Genomic DNA, 21,795 nt, shown 5'->3' with positions numbered 1-21,795 from the left:
GGTGTATGCCCTGTCTGGGCCGTCTACTAGACTTGGCAGACGTGAGTGACTCCAGTTCTAAGGCAAATGGCTCTAACCCGATTGGTGCCGACCGTTCGGCACAGCTACCCGCGGCATGGGATCCCGCCGCAGTAGAGGAAAACCTCTACCAGGGATGGGTGGATTCCGGCTATTTTAAGGCCGATCCTTCCAGCGACAAGCCGCCCTTCAGCATTGTGCTGCCGCCGCCGAATGTGACCGGCCAGCTGCACATGGGCCACGCGCTGGACCACACGCTGATGGATGCGATGGCCCGCCGCAAGCGCATGCAGGGCTTCGAGGTCCTGTGGCTGCCCGGCTCCGACCACGCGGGCATCGCCACGCAGACGAAGGTCGAGGCCAGCCTGAAGGAAACTGAGGGCAAGGACCGCTTCGACTACGGTCGCGAGGATTTCGTGGAGAAGGTCTGGGAGTGGAAGGACCAGTACGGTGGCGTGATCCAGCGCCAGATGCGCGCCATCGGTGATTCCGTGGATTGGTCGCGCGAGCGGTTTACCTTGGACGATGGTCTGTCCCGCGCTGTACAGACGATGTTCAAGGAGCTTTTTGACGCCGGTCTGATCTACCGCGCGAATCGCATGGTGAACTGGTCCCCGGTGCTGCAGACGGCGATCTCCGACATCGAGGTTGTGTACTCCGACGACGAGGGCGAGCTGGTGAGCATCCGCTATGGCTCGCTGGACGATTCCGAGCCGCACGTGGTCGTGGCGACCACTCGTGTGGAGACGATGCTGGGCGACGTGGCTGTTGCCGTGCACCCGGAGGATGAGCGCTACGCGGATCTGGTGGGCAAGGCCCTGCCGCACCCGTTCTTGCCGGACCGGCAGATGATCGTGGTGGCCGACGACTACGTGGACCCGGAGTTCGGTACTGGCGCGGTGAAGATCACTCCGGCGCACGACCCGAACGACTTTGCGATGGGTCAGCGCCACGACCTGCCGATGCCGGTGATCATGGACGAGACCGGCCACATTGCGAACACCGGCACTGAGTTCGATGGCATGGAGCGCTACGAGGCGCGCGAGAAAATCCGCCTGGCGCTGGAGGAGCAGGGGCGCATCGTGGCCCGCAAGTTCCCCTACGTGCACAGCGTGGGCCACTCCGAGCGCTCCAAGGAGGCCGTGGAGCCGCGCCTGTCCGAGCAGTGGTTCGTCAAGGTTGACGAGCTGGCGAAGATGTCGGGCGATGCGATCCGCTCCGGCGACTCGGTGATTCACCCATCCTCCCAGGAACCGCGCTGGTTCGACTGGGTGGACGACATGCACGACTGGTGCATTTCCCGTCAGCTGTGGTGGGGCCACCGCATTCCAATTTGGTACGGCCCGAACGGCGAAATCGTGTGCTGCGGCCCGGACGACGAAGCCCCGACGGGCGAGGGCTGGCGCCAAGATGAGGACGTGCTGGACACCTGGTTCAGCTCCGCCCTGTGGCCGTTCTCCACGATGGGTTGGCCGGAGAAGACCCCGGAATTGGAGAAGTTCTACCCAACCAGCGTGCTGGTGACGGGCTACGACATTCTGTTCTTCTGGGTGGCCCGCATGATGATGTTCGCTACCTTCGCCTCTAAGCACACCAAAGATGTGCTCGGAGAGGGAAAGGACGGGCGCCCGCAGATCCCGTTCGAGGACATCTTCCTGCACGGTCTGGTGCGCGATGAGCACGGCCGCAAGATGTCCAAATCCCTGGGCAATGGCATCGACCCGATGGACTGGGTGCGCGACTACGGCGCAGATGCGCTGCGCTTCACCCTGGCGCGCGGCGCCAACCCTGGCTCCGACCTGCCGGTGGGCGAGGATGCCGCGCAGTCCTCCCGCAACTTCGCCACCAAGCTATACAACGCCACCAAGTTCGCCCTCATGAACGGCGCGCGTGTGGGCGAGCTGCCCGCCCGCGAGACCCTGACGGATGCCGACCGCTGGATCCTGGACCGCCTGGAAGAGGTCCGCCAGCTGGTAGACGACGCGCTGGACCGCTACGAGTTCTCCCTGGCGAACGAGAACCTGTACCGCTTCGCCTGGGGCGAGTTCTGCGACTGGTACCTGGAGATCGCCAAGGTGCAGATCCCGCGCGACTGGGATAGCGCCACGGAGGAACAGGTCCAACGGGGCATCAGCACCCAGATCGTGCTGGGACGCGTGCTGGACGCGGTACTGCGTCTGCTGCACCCGGCCATGCCTTTCGTGACCGAGACGCTGTGGAAGGCACTGACCGATGGGGAAGAGGGCTACTCCGATTCTCTGGTTACCGCCGACTGGCCGACCGCCGACCTCACCAACGGTGGGTCGCAGACCGATGCCGATGCGGTACGCCGCATGGCGGACGTGGACAAGCTGGTCACCGAGCTCCGTCGCTTCCGCAGCGACCAGGGCGTTAAGCCCTCCCAGAAGGTGCCCGCTGCCCTGGACTTCGCCGCCGCCGACCTGGCCGACTTCGAAGAGGCCGTGCGCTCCCTGGTGCGCCTGGAAACCCCGGAGGAAGGCTTCGCGGAGACTGCGTCCATCGAGGTGCGCCTGTCCCAGGCAACCATCGCAGTGCAGCTGGATACCTCCGGCACCGTCGACGTTGCCGCGGAGCGCAAGCGCCTGGAGAAGGACCTCGCGGCAGCTCAGAAGGAGCTGGACAACGCGGCGAAGAAGCTGGGTAACGAAAACTTCCTGGCCAAGGCTCCGGAGAAGGTCGTCGAAGGAATCCGCGAGCGCCAGCGCGTCGCACAGGAGGAATTCGAGCGCATCACTGCCCGCCTGGAAGGCCTGCCGAAGGCATGACCGACGACAAGTTCACCGAGGACAAGGTCGGGGATAGCTACCCGGAAGAGGTCACGCTCGACGAGGCAGGCCTAGCCCTGCCTATCGACGGTGTGGGGGCGGATGAGCCCGAGGTGGCGTCCGTACAAGAACGTCCCATTACGCCCGAGGATCTTGCCACGCTGGCCGAGGTCGATGCGGAGCTGAACCAGCGCTGGCCGGAAACCAAGATCGACCCGACGCTCGAGCGCGTCGAAATGCTGATGGACCTGCTCGGCCACCCGGAGGGGGCGTTTCCGGTGATCCACGTGGCGGGAACCAACGGCAAAACCTCCGTGGTGCGAATGATCGAATCGCTGATGCGCGCATTCCACCGTCGCACCGGGCGGACGACCAGTCCGCACCTGCAGCTCGTCACTGAGCGCATCGCCATCGACGGCAAGCCGCTCCACCCACGCGACTACGTGGACACCTGGCGCGATATTCAGCCGATGGTGGAAATGGTGGACGCGAAGAGCCAGGCCGAAGGCGGCCCGCAGATGAGCAAGTTCGAAGTGCTGGTGGCCATGGCCTACGCGGCCTTCGCCGACGCACCGGTGGACGTTGCTGTGGTAGAAACCGGCATGGGCGGACGCTGGGACGCGACGAACGTGGTGAACTCCGACGTTGCCGTGATCACCCCGATCGGGCTGGACCACACGGACTACCTGGGCGACACGCTAGAGGACATCGCGGGCGAGAAGGCGGGGATTATCAAGGCCCGCTGGGATGCCGACGATCTGCTCACCCCACCAGATAACGTGACCGTTGTCGCCGAGCAGGAGCCAGCGGCGATGCGCGTGCTGCTGGAGGAGGCCGTGGCGAAGGATTCCGCCGTCGCCCGCGCCGGCAGTGAGTTCGGCGTGCTCTCCAGCCAGATCGCCGTGGGCGGGCAGACTGTGACCATCCGCGGACTGGCCGGCGAGTACACAGACATCTTCCTGCCGCTCTCCGGCGAACACCAGGCGCGCAACGCCGCCGTGGCCCTGGCAGCTGTGGAGGCGTTCTTCGGGGCCGGCGCCGAGCGGCAGCTGGACGTGGACACGGTGCGGGAGGGCTTCGCCTCTGTCGCTTCGCCCGGCCGACTGGAGCGCGTGCGCTCTACCCCGAGCGTGTTTATCGACGCCTCACACAACCCCCACGGGGCGAAGGCCCTGGCGGCGGCCATCGACCGCGACTTCGAGTTCCGTCGGTTGGTCGGTGTGGTCGGAGTGCTGGGGGACAAGGACGCCCGCGGCATCCTGGCCGCCCTGGAGCCAGTGATGGACGAGATCGTGGTAACTGAGGTGAACTCGCCGCGCGCTCTGCCGGTCGACGTGCTGGCCGAGTACGCGCGGGATGCCTTCGGCGAAGAGCGCGTGCACGTAGCAGCGAACCTGCCTGGAGCAGTGGAGATCGCCACCCAACTGGCCGAGGATGACGAGGACGGCGTGCTGTCCGGCGCGGGTGTGCTAATCACCGGCTCAGTGGTGACGGCCGGGGAAGCCCGTACGCTGTTCGGCAAGGAACCGGCGTAGGCGCCGGAAGAATTTTCAAACGGAAGAACTACCAAGGAGCTGCACAATCGTGGCACAGAACCCGGACAACCGCAGTAAGGCTGGCGAGGGCAGTGGACAGGGCGAGTACGGTCCGCTGGGCCCCGGCCAGACCCCGGCGAACGATCCGATGAAGGGGCTGCGCGGCGTGATGGCCGGAACGCACATCATGGAAGCCATCGTGATCCTGCTGGTGCTGACCGTCATCACCCGGGTGGATGCCGGTGCTTCCGCCACGACCTTCAATATGGCCTACGTGATCGGCCTGGGGATTGCGATGATCGTCGCCGCCTTCCTGCAGAAAGCCAAGTGGGCCGATTGGCTGAACATTGCCCTGCAGGTGCTGGCCATCGCGGGCTTTATCGTGCACCCGGCGATGGGGGCGATGGGCGTGATCTTCGCCCTGTGCTGGTGGTACATCTACCACCTGCGATCCAACCTGATGCGCCGCATGGAGCGCGGCCTGCTGCCCTCGCAGCACCTCGATGAGGAAGGTAACGTGCGGCGCCCGGCTACCCCCGCTGACTAGTCTTCATGACGCCACATTCGCACCGCCTTTAACACCAGCAACACTCACCTGGGAATACCCTTAAATAGGGGTAAGCCTCCCGCTACCCCCGAATGTGGTTTACTATCCGGTGCATGACGTTAACGCGCCGTGCATTCTTCCGTTCTTCCACCGCCCTGGGGGCCGCCGTTGGTGGCTCCCTCCTCTTTGCCAACCGCAACAACATGGGGGTCTTCTCCTCCGCTGACGACGCACTCCCCGGTGCAGATCCCGCCGGAGCTGCCGGCGCCCTGAACTCTGCCGAGCCGGAGGGTTTTACCGGAACGGGAATCGGCGTCAACCAAAAGGGCGAGCTACCCGGAGGCGCCGGGTACCTCACGATCACCTTTGCACCCGCAGCGACCGAGGGCACGCAGGCGACCCTGCGCTTCGAGTTCCCTGGTGGCCGCACCGAAGACCGCGTGGTCCAGCCCGAGGCTCACGACCGCGAGGACGATGATTCCGAACTGAAGTCCGAGCCCGTAGACCTGCCCGAGGGTGCCACTGCCGTGTGGCTGCCCGGCGAGGTTAACGACTCGGCGACGCGCCTGTTCCTCCATATTGTGGAGGCTCCGAAGGGGCAGGAAGAGCAGATCTTCGGAGCGGGCATTGCGCCCTATGCTGCACCGATGGACTTGCCCTCAAACCCGGCTGAGCTGCAAAGCAGTCTGGAAACCGGAGCTGCGGCCGTGGTTGGTTCACTTGCGCTGGCGGGCACCATCGCCGGGATCCTGCAGTCCAGTGGCCTGGCCAACCCGGGTGCTCCGACTCCAGGTGGCGGCGCTGGTATCGGTGGTGCGAACGTGATCAACGGCCTGCGAGTGGTTTCCCGCCGCGAGTGGGGCGCCAACGAGTCGCTGATGGGGTGGACTCCCCGCTTCACCCGCGCGCAGCTCATCACTGTGCACCACACGGCGATGGCCACCCCTGCCAACGGCGACTACGCTGCGAACGTCCGCAGCATCTACGCCTTCCACGCCTCCCGGGCGAACGGTGGGCGCGGCTGGGGCGACATCGGCTACCACCTGCTGATCGCCCCGGATGGCACCGTGTTCCAGGGGCGCACTACCGGCACGGATGGCCAGGCGGTCTTCCAATCTGGCAGCCTGGGCGCATCGCCCATGTCCGTCACCGCAGGCCACGTGTACAACGCGAACGATGGCAACATCGGCGTGTGCTTGCTGGGTAATTTCATGCAGCAGGCTCCTACCCCCGCCGCCATCAACTCTCTGGTGCGCGTTCTCGGCCACCTGTGCCGTGGGCTGGGCCTGGATCCGCGTGGCCACGTGCGCTACGTGAACAACGCGGCCCGCCTGAACCTGACCCGCCGCACGATCACCGGCCACCGTGACTGGGGTGACGTCTCAACTGCGACCGCATGCCCGGGTGACCGTGCCTACGCGCTGATGAATCAGATCCGCAATCGCGTGTAGCGCCGAGGCGTTGCAGCACTGTGGTGCGGTGACGCCACGTGTAGAATCACTGGCATGACTGAACGCACTCTGATTCTGATTAAGCCCGACGGTGTTAAGAACGGCCACGTGGGCGAAATTATCTCCCGCATTGAAAAGAAGGGTCTGAAGCTCGTGGAGCTGGACCTGCGTACCGCTGACCGCGAGACCGCGGAGAAGCACTACGCTGAGCACTCTGACAAGCCTTTCTTCGGCGAGCTGGTGGACTTCATCACCTCCGCTCCGCTGGTTGCAGGCATCGTTGAGGGCGAGTCCGCTATCGCCGCTTGGCGTCAGCTGGCCGGCGGCACCCACCCGGTGGAGAAGGCCACCCCGGGCACCATCCGCGGCGACTTCGCCCTGACTGTTGGCGAGAATGTTGTGCACGGCTCCGACTCCCCGGAGTCCGCAGAGCGCGAAATCGGCATCTGGTTCCCGAACCTGTAAGAAGGCTGGACAAGTAAACCGCGGGCGCAGCGCGTCCGCGGTTTTTGCGTATCCGGGGCGTATATCCGGGGCTTTAAGGGTTAGCCGCCGTGGCGTGCCTGGAAGTCTTGCGAGCCTTCCTCCGTCAGCGTGACCCATTTCCGCGCTCCATCGGCCGAGCGCAGCTCCCGGATCGTCACGGCCTTGCCTTGTTTGACCAGTTTGTCCAGTGCCTCGTTCACGCTGTGAGCGGTCCAGCCGTAGTGCGACAGATCCTCCTTCAAGGTGTCGCTCAGGATCTGCAGCCCGCCCGGGACGCAGCGGCGGCAGTAGAGGAATGCCTGCAGCCACTCGGTGGGGTTCTCAATCTCCATATCCTGCCCCAGCTTCTTCGGGTCGGTGTAGCGGGCGGGGCGCCAGGCGTCAAAAGTAACGACCCAGTACATCAACCCAACGGTGATCAGGGCGGCAATAGCGGCGAAGCCCCACCTGGCTTGGCCGCTAAACATGCTTGCGGCCTGCGAGAGTCCGAAAACAAGCGCAAGCACCAGTACTAGGCGGCCTTCCTCCTTCCAGCTAAAAGGGGTGCGGGCGGCTTCGGCGTCTGTCTTCATAGGGGAGTAGTCGTTGCCTCGCACGCCGCTTCGCCGCAGGTAGCGCCACCACACGACGCAGGCCAGGACGGCAGTGACGAGGATCCCCAGCGCCGGCAACGGTCCGTTGACTGGCGCGCAGAGGATGAACAACATCAGTCCGAAAATCAGCGAAATCACAAACTGCGCAGCTTTGCTGGGACGCATGCCGTTTTGGACATCGTTGAGCACTGTCTGGTCAAAGGCGACGGAGGGCGACGAGGGGGTGGGCATAGCGTTCAGCGTAACAGCCGGGCGCTTTAGCACAGGGTTGTCGGATGGGTTGTCGGATGGATATGCAGTGATATGAGACAATGGGGGACAGATCGGATGCCCACAACGACGATGCGGCATGGCGATCAGGAAAACTTTGAAGACTTTAAAAGGAGATTTCGTGGCGACTACCAGCCCGGAAATTGCAGCTCAGGCTGCGAAAATTGATCGAGAGAGTGTGGGGGAGAAGGTTCGCGTCCACACTGTTGCCAAGCAGTTGGGGATCCGCGCGACGGACTTCCTGGCCATTCTGGCGGACCACGGCATTGAGGGGAAGAAGACGGCCTCGTCGCTGACTCAGGCGCAGGTCTTTTCTGTTTTGGACGCCCTCAGTGCCAACTCTGAACCATCTCAGGAAGACAAGAAGCCTGCGGAGGCGGAAGCTTCCGAGGTTTCGGCTGCTGAGGATTCTGCAGCTGAGGAGCCGAAGAAGGAAGCCAAGAAACCTGCGAAGAAGACGGCAAAAAAGGCCACCAAGAAGACGGCAAAGAAGACTGCGAAGAAGTCGGCGAAGAAGCAGACGAAGACGGCCGCCAAGAAGTCCGCCGAGCCTGCCGAGGAGAAGCCCGCTGAGGAGAACGAGCAGGTGGGGCAGCCTGCCGAGGAGGTTGCTGAGAAGTCAGAGAAAAAGTCGGCCAAGCGAACTGCCAAGCGTTCTACGAAGAAGGCGGCAAAGCCTGCTGTAAAGGAGGCAGCGCAGGAGCTGCAGGAGGAGAAAGCTCAGGAAGAGAACTCCGTGCCGAAGCCGGTGCGCCGCCGCCGAGTCCGCCGAGTCGTACGCCGCGTGGGAAGTGCGCGCCGGGCGGAGGAGCGGGCGTCACAAGAAAAGGGCGAACGCAACAACGACCGCGGTGACGCACCGGAAGAGACCCCCGCGAAGAACGTCGCGCCCGAGGATCTGCACCCGGCCGAGCGCGCCACCGAAGATCTGGTGGACGAGCCGGTGAAGATGAAGGGCTCCACCCGCCTCGAATCGCAGCGCCGCTGGCGGGCGAAGAACCGCGACAAGAACTACAAGGCCATCACCCGCGCCGAGTTCCTGGCGCGCCGCGAGTCCGTGGAGCGCACGATGATCGTCCGCGACTCGGAGCGCACCGACCACAAGGGCATGATGACGCAGGTCGGCGTGGTCGAAGATGGCCAGCTGGTCGAGCACTTCGTAGCGGATGCGACGCACCAGTCGCTGATCGGCAACGTGTACCTGGGCCGCGTGCAAAACGTGCTGGGCAGCATGGAGGCCGCCTTCGTGGACATCGGCACGGGCCGTAACGCCGTGCTGTACGCAGGCGAGATGGACTGGCGTTCGCCGCACCTGCACTCCAAGAACCGTAAGATCGACCAGGCGCTGCGCCCGGGCGACCAGATTCTGGTGCAGGTGCTGAAGGATCCGATCGGCCACAAGGGTGCGCGCCTGACCAACCGCATTAGCTTCGCCGGCCGCTACCTGGTGTACTTCCCGGCGGGCACGACTGCCGGTATTTCCCGCAAGCTCCCCGCGGGCGAGCGCAAGCGCCTGAAGGACATCCTGGGCGAGGTCATCACTGGCGATGGCGGCGCAATCATCCGCACCGCCGCGGAGAACGCGACGGAAGAGCAGATCACCGAGGACGTGCAGCGCCTGGAGAAGCGTTGGCAGGAGATCCAGAAGCTAGAGAACAAGGAGCGCAACTCCAAGGGCTCCAAGCCGGTGACGCTCTACGAAGAGCCGAACATGCTGATCCAGGTTGTGCGCGACGTCTTCAACGCGGACTTCACTGAGCTGATCATCGACGGCGATAAGTCCTGGCAGGCCGTGCGCGACTACCTGGGCCGGACCTCCCCGGAACTGATGGATCGCGTGAACAAGTGGAACCGTGGCAAGCACGACGGCCAGGATGCCTTCGCGCCGCTGGACCTGGACCAGCAGCTGGAAAAGGCCATGGCCCGCAAGGTGTGGCTGCCATCGGGCGGCTACCTGATCATCGACCACACCGAGGCCATGACGGTCATCGACGTGAACACCGGCTCCTTCGTGGGCAGCGGTGGCAACCTCGAGGCCACGGTCACGGAGAACAACCTGGAGGCGGCCGAGGAGATCGTCCGCCAGCTGCGCCTGCGCGACATCGGCGGCATGATCGTCGTGGACTTCATCGACATGCTGCTGCAGCAGAACCAGGATCTGGTGCTGCGCCGCCTGTCAGAGTTCCTGGGCCGCGACCGCACGCGCCACAAGCTGGGCGAGGTGACATCGCTGGGCCTGGTGCAGCTGACCCGCAAGCGCCTCGGCACCGGGCTGCTGGAGACCTTCTCCACCCCGTGTGAGGCCTGTGATGGCCGCGGATTCATCATGCATCCGGACCCGGTGGAGCAGAAGGATCCGGAGCCGCGACGCGACCACGGGCACCGCAAGGAGCGCCAGCAGGCTAAGAACCAGGGCAGGAACCAGAACCAGGCCAAGAGCCGGAACCAGGGCAAGGACTCGGAGCGGAACCACCGCGAGGATAAACGAGCACACCGCGAGGACAAGCACACGCAGCGCGAGGACAAGCAGTCCCAGCAACAGTCCCAGCAAAGTGAGCCCAAGAAGAGCGAAGCTCAGAATGATAAGCCTCAGCAGGGCACTCGCCGTCGAGTCCGCCGCGTAGTCCGCCGCGGCAACCCGCACGCCGCCCAGGCCGCGGAGCGAGAGCGACAGGGTCGCAACTCCAAGGCGTCTAACAGTGACATCGACAGCATCGTCGCCAACGCCCGCAAGCGCTCCGCCCAGGAGGATCCGGACGAGCCTTCGGCAGCCAACAACGCCGAGCGCCCGGAGCAGAATAAGACCGCGAACACTAGGTCTCGCCGTCGCCGCCGCGTGGTGCGCTCGACGGACACCGGCGCGCGCAGTGTTCGTTCTTCTTCGGATCGGGACGCCAACTCTTCCTCCGCTAACCGATCCAGGTACGAGGAAGCCAAGCGCGAGTTCGAGGAATCTCCACGCCGGAAGCGGCAGACACGGGGCAACTCCAAGTCTGACTTTGCCCCACGGCCGGAGGACTTCGGCGTCACAAAAAATAGTGACGACAAGAGTGCCGAGAAGGGCGCCGAAAAGAGCGCCGAGAACAAGACCAAGAACACCCGTTCGCGCGGCCGGCGTCGGCGAGTGGTGCGCAAGACGAACTAGTTCCGAGCGAAAGCGAAGGGATTTGGTTTTTAGCCCCCTGACCGGGTAGTCTTAACCAGTCGCTGTTCGTTCCGCCGGTGACCAGCCTTAACGCGCGCGTCGCCGGGGACTGCGCGAGTGCACCAGCTTCCAGCAGGGTGCGTTCGCACAGTGTGCACAGAAGTGCCCCGGGCATTTTTGGGGGAACGAACGCAGCTAAGCAAAAGTAACAGTCAGGATGCTTCCTTCCCGCAGGGGGCTGCCTGAGCCGATTAGAGAAATAAAGGGGTAGCCCTACATGTACGCGATCGTCAAGACCGGCGGAAAGCAGTACAAGGTTGCCGAAGGTGACCTCGTCAAGGTCGAGAAGATCGAGGGTGAGCCGGGTTCGTCCGTGGCTCTCACCCCGGTTCTCGTCGTCGATGGCGCAAACGTCACCACCGGTGACAAGCTGGCATCTGTAAATGTCAACGCTGAGATCGTGGAGCACGTTCGCGGACCGAAGATCCGCGGCATGCACTACCGCAACAAGACCGGTTACAAGCGCCGCTACGGCCACCGTCAGACCCTCACGGTTCTGAAGGTCACCGGTATCAAGTAAACTACCGAGACACTTCGATTTTCTTCCTTAAGGAGGGAGAGACTAATGGCACACAAGAAGGGTGCATCTAGCTCCAACAACGGCCGTGACTCCGAGTCCAAGCGTCTCGGTGTGAAGCGCTTCGGCGGCCAGCAGGTCAAGGCCGGCGAGATCCTGATCCGCCAGCGTGGTACCTCTTTCCACCCGGGCGTTAACGTTGGCCGCGGTGGTGACGACACTCTGTTCGCCCTGAAGGCCGGCGCCGTCCAGTTCGCCACCAAGCGCCGTCGTCGCGTGGTGAACATCGTCGAGGACGAGGCAGTAGAGGCCTAAGCTTCTAGCGCCTTTTAGGCACTAGCCTCAAAACCACAAGAATCCAGTGGACGCAGCGGATGCGTGCACTGGATTTTTTATTTTGACATGCCCTCCCGGTGCACAAACCACCAAAAGCCACCAGGGAGGGCGGGCTTACTCCTCTACCGGGCAGATGACGGGTGTGCCGTCATCATCGAGCACTTTGGCCCGCAGGCCGTAGACTTCCTCAAGCAGATCCGGAGTAAGCACCTCCGCGGGCTGTCCTTGCGCCTTTAGGCACCCCTGGTGCAGCACAATCAGCCGGTCGCAGTAGCGAGCAGCCAAGTTCAGGTCGTGAATCGCAATCAGCGCCATCGAATCGTTCCGGCGCACTTCGCGACTAATGAGTTGCAACAATTCGACTTGGTGCCGCAGGTCCAACGCCGAGGTTGGCTCGTCGAGAAGCAGAACCTCCGGCTCGCGTACCAACATCTGTCCGACGGCAACCAACTGGCGTTGCCCGCCCGAAAGCTGATGGACGTGGCGCGAAGCCAGATGAGTGATCCCGAGCCTGTCCATCACCGCGGCGGCTCGCTCCTGTGCGGCTTTAGCTGGGCTAGTGCCGTTGATGTTGACCTGCGCCGACGAGGATCGGCGCGCAGCCACAAGGATCGACTCGAACGCCGTGAGCGACGCACTCGACAGCAGATCTTGCGGCACATAGCCGATAGCTTCGCGCCGCGCACTGCCGGTTAGTGCTTCGCCGTTGTGGGTGATGTGGCAGGTGCCTGATGACGCCCCCTGTATCCCCGCGATCGTCTTCACCAGGGTGGACTTACCAGCAGCGTTCGGCCCTAGCAGGCCTGTGATGCTGCCTGGCGTGAATCCGGTAGCGGTAACTCCCTTCAGCACCGAGTGCTTGCCATAGTGGACGTGAATATCTTCCAGAGCGAGCATGCTTAAGACCTCCAGATGGTGCGTCGGCGGGCGAAGATTAGGATCAGGAAGAACGGCACGCCCACCAGGGACGTAATGATGCCTATGGGGACCGCGACACCTGGAACAATCGTGATGGAAACCGCATGGGCAGCAGACAGCAATAGCGCACCGGCGGCCATGGAGGCCGGGGCGAAGTACCGTTGATCTTCGCCTACCAGCATTCGCGCGACGTGAGGGCCTACCAGGCCAATAAATCCGATCACGCCAGCAAAAGCCACCGCACTGGCAGCCAGCAGGGATGCAACAACCAGCGTGGTCACGCGCAGGCGTTGGACGTTGATTCCCAAAGCTGCGGCTCGGTCGTCGCCTAGCCGGAGCGCGGTGAGCTTCCAAGAATTCACAACCGTGAAGGGGATTGCTATAGCCAGGGTTCCCAGGAGGATGGCGTTAGACGTCCAGTTCGCTCGCTGCAGCGAGCCCATCGTCCAGAAGACAATCTGCTGTAAGGCCTCAGTGGTGGCGCTGTATTGCATAAGGGAAAGCATCGCCTGAAAAAGAAAGACCAGAGCGATTCCCAGCAGAATCATCGATTCCGCACTGGCTCCCCGCCACACTGCGGCGCCTGCCACAACGAACACCGCAACCAAGGCCGCCACCCACGCCATAGCGGCGAGATTGAATTGTGGGTTGCTCAGCACCGTCCAGCCCAACACGATGGAGGCGGCACCTCCAAAGGCTGCTGCTGCGGAAATACCCAAAGTGAAGGGTTCTGCGAGGGGATTGTCCAGGATGGTCTGCATGTGGGCGCCAGACAAGGAAAGTCCTGCCCCAATGAGAACCGCCATGCCCGCGGCCGGCAGGCGCAGGTTCCACAACACCGTGCGGGTAGTTTCGTCCACACCGTTGGGGTTGAACAGTCCATTCCAGAGTTCTGCCCAGCTGAGGTTAATCGGGCCGACAACGGTCGCGACGGTGAAGGCCACTAAGGCGCCAAGTGTCAGGACCATAATGGCCAGGATCTTGCGCCGGGATTGACGGCGATAATCCGCTATGACGTCACCAGTGGCCGCGCGTGCATCGACTGAGTCATCTGGATCGGTGGGGCCGACTGAATCGGGAGTGCTAGTGGCAGGGGATGAGGTTGGGGTTACAAGCTGAGACATCGAACTTCTTCTCGGTTGGGGTTAGCTCTTGGCGGAAGTGAAGAACGTTCCGGAGTACTCAAAAGGCATCCACTGCTTGTGGAAGTCTGCGAAATCGCGTTCCACATCAACATCCTGGAACAGCTCCGGGTGTAGCCACTGGGCGAATTGCTCTAGGGCGAACACGTTGAGCGGGGAGTCGTAGAACTGGTGGTAGGCAGCGTGCAGGTTTCCTTTCTTCGGAGCCTTTAGGGCGGTGAAACCTGGCGTCGAAAGAAGCCCCTTGAGGGTCTTTTCTGCAGTAGCAGGCTGAGCGCGATAACCGAGCTCGACATGGGGCAGCACCTCTGGCTCGTCCGGATCCTTGGCCCAGGAACCGCCGGTTGCGATGATTTGCTCGGGCTGTTCAGCAAGGATCTTTTCTGCAGTGAGGTCACCGGATTCGGTATCCAACAACTCATCGCCCATGTTCTTGCCGCCGGCGGCATTGACGAGGTCACCAAGGTTGGAATCCTTCACAGTGGAACAACAGTCCTTCATGCCGGCTGCCCGCCATACCAGAGTCTTTGGCTTGTTCTTAGCCGCGCTGACACGGTCAGTGATGTCTTTTACCTTGCTGTCGTAGAAGTCATTGAATTCTTTCGCCTTATCTTCCTTGCCGAAAAGTTGGCCGTACATGGCGATTGTCTTCGTGGTGTTCTCCAGCGGCTTCTGCCGAAAATCGCTGAACACGTATTTCAGGCCGGACTGATCCATCTTCTTCAGTAGACCGGATTCCTCAGCGGCCTTTTTGTGGTCCAGGGAGAGGACGGTGATGTCCGGCTTGTGGGAAAGCAGTGCCTCCACGCTGACGTCACCCTTGGCGATGTTGCCCACCGTCGGCAGGTCGTTGTACTGCTTATGCACCGCAGAGAGCTTCGCCTCGTAGGACGGAGCTGCCTTGTGCAGATCGGAGCCGATGGCCACCACGTTTTCCGTTGGGTTTTCTTTGTTCAGCAGCGAGGTGGCAAACAGTCCGCGGCCTTCTGCGAGAAGGACTTTTTTCGGCTGCGAATCAAGGTGGACCTGGCGACCGGTCACGTCGGTGATCGTAACGGCGTTACCGGATCCGTTGGCGCCATCGGAACTTTCGGAGTTGCTGGTGCCGGCTGCGCCACAGGCTGCGAGGCCCAAGGTGGCGGTTGCTGCAACTACAGCCACGCAGGCTTTGCGTAGCGGAGAAAAACGCATAGTTATTCCTTTGTGTGAGGGGTGTGTTCAGAAGGCCAACCTCGATCAAAAGGTTAGCCTAGCCTTATAGGAGCAAGGGTAGGCTAACTATAGTTCATGGTGATTGTGGTTGAAAGGGAGGGGGTGCTCTTTCGACCGTCTATGCCTCACCTGCGCCCCGTGTATGCCAAAGGAGTGCGCACTTTAGGCTGATGTCCGAATAGCCGATAGACTCGGAACCCGAAGATTTAATTGGGGCGAAAGGAAAGCCATGCCACAGTTCGTTGATCGCGTAGTGCTGCATTTGCAGGCCGGTGACGGCGGCCACGGCTGCGCCTCCGTCCACCGCGAAAAGTTCGTCCCCCTCGGCGGCCCCGACGGCGGAAACGGCGGCCACGGTGGAGACATCATCCTGGAAGTATCCCCGCAGGTACACACCCTGCTGGACTTTCACTTCCACCCGCACATCAAGGCCCAGCGCGGCAACAACGGCGCCGGCGATCACCGACACGGTGCGCGCGGGGAAGACCTCGTACTCCAAGTGCCGGAGGGCACCGTGGTGCTTAACTCCAAGGGTGAGGCGGTTGCCGACCTAACAGGCAAGGGCACGCGGATGATCGTCGCCGCGGGCGGACACGGCGGGTTGGGAAACGCAGCGTTGGCGTCCAAAAGCAGGAAGGCCCCGGGCTTCGCGCTACTGGGTGAACCTGGCGAGGCAAAGGACGTCATCCTCGAACTCAAGTCCATGGCAGACGTCGGCCTGGTGGGCTTCCCGTCGGTAGGTAAGAGCTCGCTGATTTCCGTGCTGTCGGCTGCGAAGCCGAAGATCGCGGACTACCCGTTTACGACCCTGGTGCCGAACCTGGGTGTGGTCAACGTTGGCCACGAGGTGTTCACCGTCGCCGACGTGCCGGGTCTGATCCCCGGCGCTAGCGAAGGCAAGGGCCTGGGGTTGGACTTCCTACGCCACATCGAGCGCACCGCCGTTCTGGCCCATGTGGTGGACGCCGCCTCGCTGGAGGCAGACCGCGATCCGGTCGCGGACATCAAGGCCTTGGAAAAGGAGCTAGCCAACTACCAGGAGGAACTGGCGAGCGATTCCGGGCTGGGCGACCTGCGCGAGCGCCCGCGTGTGATCATCCTGAACAAGATGGACGTACCGGATGCCGCCGACATGGCCGACCTGCAGGAGGAGGAACTCAAGGAGTTCGGCTGGCCGATCTTCCGCATCTCCACCGTGGCGCACAAGGGCTTGGACGAGCTGAAGTACGCGCTGCTGGACATTGTGAAGGCACACCGCAAGGCCAACCCGGTGGAGGAGAAGCCCGCGCAGGTGATTACCCCGAAGGGGCTGCGCAAGCGCTCCGGCGGGCGGTTCGCCGACTTCGAGGTGGAAGCTGACCCGTCCGCCGAGGACGCCTTCATTGTCCGCGGCGAAAAGATTGAACGCTGGATCCGCCAGACCGACTTCGAAAACGACGAGGCCGTGGGCTACCTGGCCGACCGTCTGGCGAAGGCCGGCGTGGAGGAAGCGCTTTACAAGGCCGGCGCAGATGCGGGCAGCGAGGTAACGATCGGGGAGATCACCTTCGAGTGGGATCCGCAGACCGCTGCCGGTGTGGACGTGATGCGCAGTGGGCGCGGCACCGACATCCGCCTGGAGCAGAACACTCGTGCTACCCCGGAGGAGCGCAAGCGTGCCTCGCAGGCCCGCCGTGGCCTGATCGACGAGAACGATTTCGGCGACGGGGAGGTCGCAGAGCGCGAGCGCTGGCAGGGGTAGCCACGTTGAACCAATCTGCACAACCTCGGGAGCGGGGCTGGCATACTAGTGTGTATGTCATCCTCCGATTCCGACATTGCAGACGAAAAAGAGTTCAGTTCAGCCCAGTCCGCGTTTAGCTACGCAGGGCCGGGGGAGATGACTCCCGAATTAGCCGCGCCCGTGCCTACCTACGGGCAAAGGCCAGTGCACGAGCCGGGCCCAGTGGTGCCCGCGACGTCCATTGAGTTTCCCGAACCGGAGGCGGACGAAGACGATCCGGCGATGGGGCACGATTCCGATGTGCGTGCGGACATTGCTCACGCCCGCCGCCTGGTGGTGAAGATCGGATCTTCCTCCCTGACCGACGACGACGGCCGTGTGGATCCGAACCAGATTGACATGATCGCCGACGCGCTGGAGGCGCGCATGGCGCGCGACACCGACCTCATCGTCGTTTCTTCCGGTGCTGTGGCCTGCGGCATGGGCCCTCTGGAGCTTGCCCAGCGCCCCACCGACCTGGCTACCAAGCAGGCCGCCGCGTCTGTCGGACAGGTGCTGCTGGCTCAGGAGTGGGCGCGTAGCTTCGCCCGTTACGGTCGTACTATCGGCCAGGTTCTTCTTACTGCTTCGGACGCCGCAGAGCGCGACCGCGCACGCAACGCCCAGCGAACCATCGACCGCTTGCGCCAGCTGAAGGCCGTGCCGATCGTCAACGAGAACGATACGGTTGCTACCTCTGAGATGCGTTTTGGCGACAACGACCGCCTGGCCGCTTTGGTAAGCCACCTGGCCTTCGCTGATGCTTGCGTACTGCTCTCTGACGTGGACGGTCTGTACGACCGCAACCCGGCCGAACCGGGTGCCCAGTTCATCGCTGAGGTGAAAACCTCCAAGGATCTGAAGGGCGTGGCCGCAGGCGACGGTGGCCGCCTGGGCACCGGTGGTATGGCGGCGAAGGTATCGGCTGCCCGCCTAGCCTCCCGCGCGGGTGTGCCGGTGCTACTGACGTCCACGGAGAACATTGGCGCGGCCCTGGATACCGCGGAGGTAGGAACCTGCTTCTGGCCGGACCAGGATCGCCTGAGCGCATGGAAGTTCTGGGTGCTGTACGCCGCAGATTCTTATGGCCAGCTACACCTGGACGCCGGTGCGGTGCGCGCCGTGACGGATAATCACAAATCCCTGCTGTCGGTGGGTATCACCAAGGTCGAGGGCGATTTCTCCCAGCGCGACGTGGTGGACCTGGTCGGGCCGGACGGCAACATTGTTGGCCGTGGCGAGGTGGCATACGATTCCGCCATGCTGCACGACCTGATAGGCCAGTCGACCTCCGACTTGCCGGAGTTTGCCCGCAGGCCGGTGGTGCACGCCGACTACATGTCCCATTACTCTAACCGGGCGCAGCTTAGGGGCTAGTAGGGAGTGAGCCCTTGTCTCCCGGAGGGCTCAAGCTACGTTAACTATGCGGAGGTTTCGTTGTGTGGTGAAGCAAGCCCCTACATGGACTTCGCATTAAAGGAGAGGACGCCTGCGCTAAGAGCCGTCATTCCCAGGCAGTTGATCCAGAATTCTGATCCGAGGAAGTTCGCCTTAATGTGAGCGATGATTGCGGAAAGGAAATAGCCCAGTACACCTACTGAGACGGTTGTCGCGACTGAGGCGTTGCCGGTAGCCGCACCGTAAACCAGTCCTGTGGCTGCGAGAGACTTGATCGCGATCAGCGTCCACCACCAATCTTCGGGAAACTTAACGCCCTCCAGGCAACGGCGTATGAACTTAGGCGGTTTGACGGAGATCAATGCGTCACCGGCGAGAACGGCAGCCAAAAGGTAGCTGCCGCCTGTTGCTAGGGCACTCATTCGGATTCCTTTCTGCGAAAGTCGAAGACAAAGCAGTTCATGAAAATATGCTTCAACTTCGGGGAAGTGGTGCTTTAAGTCACACTACCCTCAAGGAACCGATGCTGTATTCAGGTTTCCAACAACGTGCCGCAGCTTAGGGGCTAATTCGCTAGCATGGGTTGGTATGACAAACTCCAACGAAGCTAAAGAGAACGCCCTTTCCCCGGAACGTCAGGCAGAACGCGACGAGGTTCTAGCCAAGGCTAAAAAGGCCAAGGAGGTCAGTTCCCAGCTGCTGCTGAACACCCAGCAGAAGAACGATCTGCTGGCTGACGCGGCAGATGCGCTGGAGGCTAATGCGGCAGACATCATCGCCGCCAACGAAAAAGATATTGCCGCGGGCAAGGAGCGCGGCTTCGCCGACTCCCTGCTGGACCGCCTGGCCCTGGATACCGAGCGAATTTCCGGTATTGCCGGCGGTCTGCGCCAGGTCATCGGGCTATCGGATCCGGTGGGCGAAATCGTACGCGGACACACCCGCCCCAACGGCCTGCGCATGAAGCAGGTGCGCGTGCCGCTGGGTGTGATGGGCATGGTCTACGAGGCCCGCCCCAACGTCACGGTCGATGCTTTCGGCCTGGCCATCAAGTCCGGCAACGTGCCGCTGCTACGCGGCTCCAAGTCCGCCCGCCACACGAACGAGAAGTTGGTGCAGATCCTGCAGGATGTTGCTGAAAGCCACAACCTGCCGCGTGAGCTAGTCCAGTTGCTACCGTGCGATACTCACGACTCGGTGCAGGACCTGATTACCGCCCGTGGCCTAGTAGACCTGGTTATCCCGCGCGGTGGCGCTGGGCTGATCAACGCAGTGGTGCTGGGTGCTACCGTGCCCACCATCGAGACCGGTACGGGCAACTGCCACTTCTACATCGACTCCTCTGCGGACATCGAGGAAGCCACCAAGCTGGTTATTAACGGCAAGACCCGCCGCTGCTCCGTCTGCAACGCCACCGAGGTTGTACTGCTGGATTCCGCCCTGCCGGACCCGGACAAAATCTACGTCCTACAGGAACTGCAGAAGGCCGGTGTGACCCTGCACGGTGAGAAGAAGCAGCTGGATCCGCTGATCAACGACGTCGTCCAGGCGGAAGAAACCGACTGGACCGACGAGTACCTGAGCTTTGACATTGCAGTGGCCATCGTCGACGGCGTGGAGGAGGCTGTGGCCCACATCAACCGTTATGGCACCAGCCACACCGAGGGTATTGCCGCCCGCGACTACAAGACCACCAGCTACTTCGAGCAGTACGTCGACGCAGCTGCTGTCTCCATCAACACCTCTACCGCGTGGACAGACGGAGAAATGTTCGGCTTCGGCGCGGAGATCGGTATCTCCACCCAGAAGCTGCACGCCCGCGGCCCGATGGGGCTGCCGGAGCTGACGAGCACCAAGTGGGTTATCAACGGCGAAGGCCAGGTTCGCCCCTAAGTGTGGCGATGGCGCTCACTTTGCCAGTTGAAAAGTGGGCGTCATAAAGAAAGAACAGCTACACCACGAGCGTAAGGCTCGCACCCAGCGCCAGTACCAGACACATCGGTATTTCCCACATGCCGACCTTCTTGGGCGTCCACTCGCGTGGGTTTGCCTTGGCGATCGGTGGGATCATTTTGGCGCGCAGGGCAGCGGCTGCCATCACCAGGATCATCAGTGGGCCGCTGGCGGTATAGCCACCGTCGATAACGGCCGCGATCGAGGTGATGAGCGTGATCAACAAAGCGATGCGGTGATAGCGCAGCGAAACCCGCTCGAAGGGGGCATTATCCCGCTCGCGGATGATCGTCTTCACATAGAAAATCGTGCCCGTGAAGTACAAGCCGATGACGAGGGTGGTTACCCAAATTGCGACGGGCGCCTCGCTGAAGAACCACGGCAGAATCGAAAAACCGCTGGCCGAAACAGCGACGATGTACATTAGGGCGCTTGCCACCGTGGTGGAGATACCGGAGATGAGGCTGCGGGGGCGCCTCCTGAAGACCTCCATCAGAGCTACCGCAATCAGCGGTACGAACGGCACGCACCACCACAGCAATCGGGGCTGCAGATACAACACAATCACGGTGAAAATGGCTGTGAGCGCACCGTAGGTCAACGTAGGCCAGAGGTATGCGCGACGGCGGGCAGGGGCGCGGGTCTTGAACCACAGGCCGAAAGCGAAGAAGGTGAAGTAGCCGAATACCCAGGCCAGAGGCATAAAAGTCAATGCCAACCACTGCACCGGATTGCCGTAGGACGGAGCGATAACGGCGGCGGTGATCAGACCTGTGGTGATTGGCAGAATGAGCATCGCCCATGCGCCGTGCTGGTTTGGAACCCACGCGTTTGTACTCATCGCTAGATCGGACACTCCCTGCTGTTTCACCTATAATTTGGGCGATCGAACGCCCACACATCCCCAGACTAGAATCTTCCGGCAGTCAATATAAAGACCGCAGACGGCCCGGAGAAAGAAAAGGCAGAATCAACAGTGCAGAACACCACCACACAGCCCACCCGGGTTGGCATCATGGGCGGCACGTTCGACCCCATCCACAACGGGCACCTGGTGGCCGGCAGTGAGGTCGCGGACCTGTTCGACCTGGATGTGGTGATCTACGTGCCCACCGGCCAGCCATGGCAGAAAAAGCACAAGCAGGTTTCTGCGGCGGAGGACCGCTACCTGATGACGGTCGTCGCCACAGCCTCGAACCCCCGTTTCTTGGTCTCCCGGGTGGATATTGACCGCGGCGGGGATACGTACACCGTGGACACCCTGGCGGACATTCGCACCCAGTACCCAGAGGCCGAGCTGTTCTTCATTACCGGCGCCGACGCACTGCAGAAGATCGTGACCTGGCGGGATTGGGAGAAGATCTTCGACCTGGCGCACTTCGTGGGTGTTACCCGCCCCGGCTATGAACTGCCGAAGGGTGACGAGGGCAGCGACGATCCGCTATCGCAGGAAGTCGCCGCCGGGCGCCTGTCCTTGGTGGAGATTCCCGCCATGGCCATCAGTTCCACCGACGTGCGCGAGAGGGCGACGAATGGCCGACCCGTGTGGTACCTGGTGCCCGATGGCGTGGTGCAGTACATCGCCAAGCACGGCATGTACGTTCCCAGCGAATAGCTGGCGGGTTGCTAAACTGGATGTGTTTTAAACCAATTATGAAGGGCTGAA

The 21,795-nt window shown here is 62.5% G+C and carries 18 protein-coding genes; 12 read left to right on the top strand and 6 right to left on the bottom strand.

Annotation, left to right across the window (positions count from 1 at the left end):
* Positions 1-5: 5 nt before the first annotated feature.
* The 5 genes from JQ46_RS03260 (at position 6) to ndk (ending at position 6,802) form a co-directional block, all read left to right on the top strand.
* Positions 6-2,804, top strand: a complete 2,799-nt coding sequence (locus JQ46_RS03260) for a valine--tRNA ligase (RefSeq protein ID WP_034985393.1) — start codon at positions 6-8, stop codon at positions 2,802-2,804.
* Positions 2,801-4,339, top strand: coding sequence for a bifunctional tetrahydrofolate synthase/dihydrofolate synthase (folC, locus tag JQ46_RS03255; RefSeq protein ID WP_034985391.1), 1,539 nt, complete (start codon positions 2,801-2,803; stop codon positions 4,337-4,339). The genes JQ46_RS03260 and folC overlap by 4 nt, the downstream gene beginning before the upstream one ends.
* A 49-nt stretch (positions 4,340-4,388) precedes the next feature.
* Entirely contained in the window at positions 4,389-4,886 is a 498-nt protein-coding gene (locus JQ46_RS03250) for a DUF4233 domain-containing protein (protein WP_034985389.1), read from the top strand.
* 113 nt (positions 4,887-4,999) lie between these two features.
* Positions 5,000-6,337 carry a peptidoglycan recognition protein family protein gene (locus JQ46_RS03245; RefSeq protein WP_237744694.1) on the top strand — a complete coding sequence of 446 codons (1,338 nt, stop codon included), beginning with the start codon at positions 5,000-5,002 and terminating at the stop codon, positions 6,335-6,337.
* 54 nt (positions 6,338-6,391) lie between these two features.
* Positions 6,392-6,802 (top strand): nucleoside-diphosphate kinase, encoded by a 411-nt coding sequence (gene ndk / locus JQ46_RS03240; RefSeq protein WP_005296491.1) that lies wholly within the window; start codon positions 6,392-6,394, stop codon positions 6,800-6,802.
* Between the two features lie 80 nt (positions 6,803-6,882).
* Here ndk and JQ46_RS03235 read toward each other — a convergent pair whose 3' ends face one another.
* Entirely contained in the window at positions 6,883-7,647 is a 765-nt protein-coding gene (locus tag JQ46_RS03235) for a hypothetical protein (RefSeq protein WP_237744693.1), read from the bottom strand.
* Positions 7,648-7,765: 118 nt separating this feature from the next.
* Between JQ46_RS03235 and JQ46_RS03230 the strand changes: the two genes are divergently transcribed.
* From JQ46_RS03230 to rpmA, 3 genes are all read left to right on the top strand, one after another.
* On the top strand, positions 7,766-10,831 hold the full coding sequence (locus tag JQ46_RS03230; RefSeq protein WP_051876221.1) for an Rne/Rng family ribonuclease: 3,066 nt from the start codon (positions 7,766-7,768) through the stop codon (positions 10,829-10,831).
* A gap of 277 nt (positions 10,832-11,108) precedes the next feature.
* Complete coding sequence (gene rplU, locus JQ46_RS03225) at positions 11,109-11,411, top strand: 50S ribosomal protein L21 (RefSeq protein ID WP_034985382.1); 303 nt, start codon at positions 11,109-11,111, stop codon at positions 11,409-11,411.
* 45 nt (positions 11,412-11,456) lie between these two features.
* Positions 11,457-11,723 carry a 50S ribosomal protein L27 gene (gene rpmA / locus JQ46_RS03220; protein WP_034985380.1) on the top strand — a complete coding sequence of 89 codons (267 nt, stop codon included), beginning with the start codon at positions 11,457-11,459 and terminating at the stop codon, positions 11,721-11,723.
* A 135-nt stretch (positions 11,724-11,858) separates the two neighbouring features.
* Here the strand turns inward: rpmA and JQ46_RS03215 are convergent, their stop codons facing one another.
* From JQ46_RS03215 to JQ46_RS03205, 3 genes are all read right to left on the bottom strand, one after another.
* Positions 11,859-12,641 carry an ABC transporter ATP-binding protein gene (locus tag JQ46_RS03215; RefSeq protein ID WP_034985378.1) on the bottom strand — a complete coding sequence of 261 codons (783 nt, stop codon included), beginning with the start codon at positions 12,639-12,641 and terminating at the stop codon, positions 11,859-11,861.
* Positions 12,642-12,643: 2 nt separating this feature from the next.
* Positions 12,644-13,630 carry a FecCD family ABC transporter permease gene (locus JQ46_RS03210; RefSeq protein ID WP_051876220.1) on the bottom strand — a complete coding sequence of 329 codons (987 nt, stop codon included), beginning with the start codon at positions 13,628-13,630 and terminating at the stop codon, positions 12,644-12,646.
* Positions 13,631-13,807: 177 nt separating this feature from the next.
* A complete protein-coding gene (locus tag JQ46_RS03205) occupies positions 13,808-14,995 on the bottom strand; it encodes an ABC transporter substrate-binding protein (protein ID WP_034985377.1) in 1,188 nt (395 codons plus the stop codon).
* A 250-nt stretch (positions 14,996-15,245) separates the two neighbouring features.
* Here JQ46_RS03205 and obgE point away from each other — a divergent pair, with 250 nt between their 5' ends.
* Positions 15,246-16,757, top strand: coding sequence for a GTPase ObgE (obgE, locus tag JQ46_RS03200; protein WP_034985375.1), 1,512 nt, complete (start codon positions 15,246-15,248; stop codon positions 16,755-16,757).
* A gap of 138 nt (positions 16,758-16,895) precedes the next feature.
* Entirely contained in the window at positions 16,896-18,155 is a 1,260-nt protein-coding gene (gene proB / locus JQ46_RS03195; protein WP_424647994.1) for a glutamate 5-kinase, read from the top strand.
* An 80-nt stretch (positions 18,156-18,235) separates the two neighbouring features.
* On the opposite strand, the gene JQ46_RS03190 is transcribed toward proB, so the two are convergent.
* Positions 18,236-18,598, bottom strand: a complete 363-nt coding sequence (locus JQ46_RS03190; protein WP_034985372.1) for a DoxX family protein — start codon at positions 18,596-18,598, stop codon at positions 18,236-18,238.
* A gap of 166 nt (positions 18,599-18,764) precedes the next feature.
* On the opposite strand from JQ46_RS03190, the gene JQ46_RS03185 reads away from it, so the two are divergent.
* Positions 18,765-20,069 carry a glutamate-5-semialdehyde dehydrogenase gene (locus JQ46_RS03185; RefSeq protein WP_034985371.1) on the top strand — a complete coding sequence of 435 codons (1,305 nt, stop codon included), beginning with the start codon at positions 18,765-18,767 and terminating at the stop codon, positions 20,067-20,069.
* Positions 20,070-20,127: 58 nt separating this feature from the next.
* Here JQ46_RS03185 and JQ46_RS03180 read toward each other — a convergent pair whose 3' ends face one another.
* Positions 20,128-20,970: a YwiC-like family protein gene (locus tag JQ46_RS03180; protein WP_111712238.1), complete on the bottom strand. Its 843-nt coding sequence runs from the start codon at positions 20,968-20,970 to the stop codon at positions 20,128-20,130.
* Positions 20,971-21,105: 135 nt separating this feature from the next.
* On the opposite strand from JQ46_RS03180, the gene nadD reads away from it, so the two are divergent.
* Positions 21,106-21,744: a nicotinate-nucleotide adenylyltransferase gene (gene nadD, locus JQ46_RS03175; protein WP_080719484.1), complete on the top strand. Its 639-nt coding sequence runs from the start codon at positions 21,106-21,108 to the stop codon at positions 21,742-21,744.
* Positions 21,745-21,795: the final 51 nt, after the last annotated feature.

The organism is Corynebacterium jeikeium, assembly GCF_000738175.1.
GTDB lineage: Bacteria > Actinomycetota > Actinomycetes > Mycobacteriales > Mycobacteriaceae > Corynebacterium > Corynebacterium jeikeium_C.
This window is presented reverse-complemented; position numbering and strand designations above follow the sequence as displayed.

Bases quoted from the DNA above. Each gene is read 5' to 3' on its own strand.
- JQ46_RS03185 (WP_034985371.1), top strand. From the start codon at position 18,765: ATGACAAACTCCAACGAAGCTAAAGAGAACGCCCTTTCCCCGGAACGT.
- JQ46_RS03230 (WP_051876221.1), top strand. From the start codon at position 7,766: ATGGCGATCAGGAAAACTTTGAAGACTTTAAAAGGAGATTTCGTGGCG.
- JQ46_RS03190 (WP_034985372.1), bottom strand. From the start codon at position 18,598: ATGAGTGCCCTAGCAACAGGCGGCAGCTACCTTTTGGCTGCCGTTCTC.
- JQ46_RS03180 (WP_111712238.1), bottom strand. From the start codon at position 20,970: ATGAGTACAAACGCGTGGGTTCCAAACCAGCACGGCGCATGGGCGATG.
- JQ46_RS03245 (WP_237744694.1), top strand. From the start codon at position 5,000: ATGACGTTAACGCGCCGTGCATTCTTCCGTTCTTCCACCGCCCTGGGG.
- ndk (WP_005296491.1), top strand. From the start codon at position 6,392: ATGACTGAACGCACTCTGATTCTGATTAAGCCCGACGGTGTTAAGAAC.
- obgE (WP_034985375.1), top strand. From the start codon at position 15,246: ATGCCACAGTTCGTTGATCGCGTAGTGCTGCATTTGCAGGCCGGTGAC.
- rpmA (WP_034985380.1), top strand. From the start codon at position 11,457: ATGGCACACAAGAAGGGTGCATCTAGCTCCAACAACGGCCGTGACTCC.
- proB (WP_424647994.1), top strand. From the start codon at position 16,896: ATGACTCCCGAATTAGCCGCGCCCGTGCCTACCTACGGGCAAAGGCCA.
- folC (WP_034985391.1), top strand. From the start codon at position 2,801: ATGACCGACGACAAGTTCACCGAGGACAAGGTCGGGGATAGCTACCCG.
- JQ46_RS03210 (WP_051876220.1), bottom strand. From the start codon at position 13,630: ATGGTCCTGACACTTGGCGCCTTAGTGGCCTTCACCGTCGCGACCGTT.
- rplU (WP_034985382.1), top strand. From the start codon at position 11,109: ATGTACGCGATCGTCAAGACCGGCGGAAAGCAGTACAAGGTTGCCGAA.
- JQ46_RS03260 (WP_034985393.1), top strand. From the start codon at position 6: ATGCCCTGTCTGGGCCGTCTACTAGACTTGGCAGACGTGAGTGACTCC.
- JQ46_RS03205 (WP_034985377.1), bottom strand. From the start codon at position 14,995: ATGCGTTTTTCTCCGCTACGCAAAGCCTGCGTGGCTGTAGTTGCAGCA.
- JQ46_RS03235 (WP_237744693.1), bottom strand. From the start codon at position 7,647: ATGCCCACCCCCTCGTCGCCCTCCGTCGCCTTTGACCAGACAGTGCTC.
- JQ46_RS03215 (WP_034985378.1), bottom strand. From the start codon at position 12,641: ATGCTCGCTCTGGAAGATATTCACGTCCACTATGGCAAGCACTCGGTG.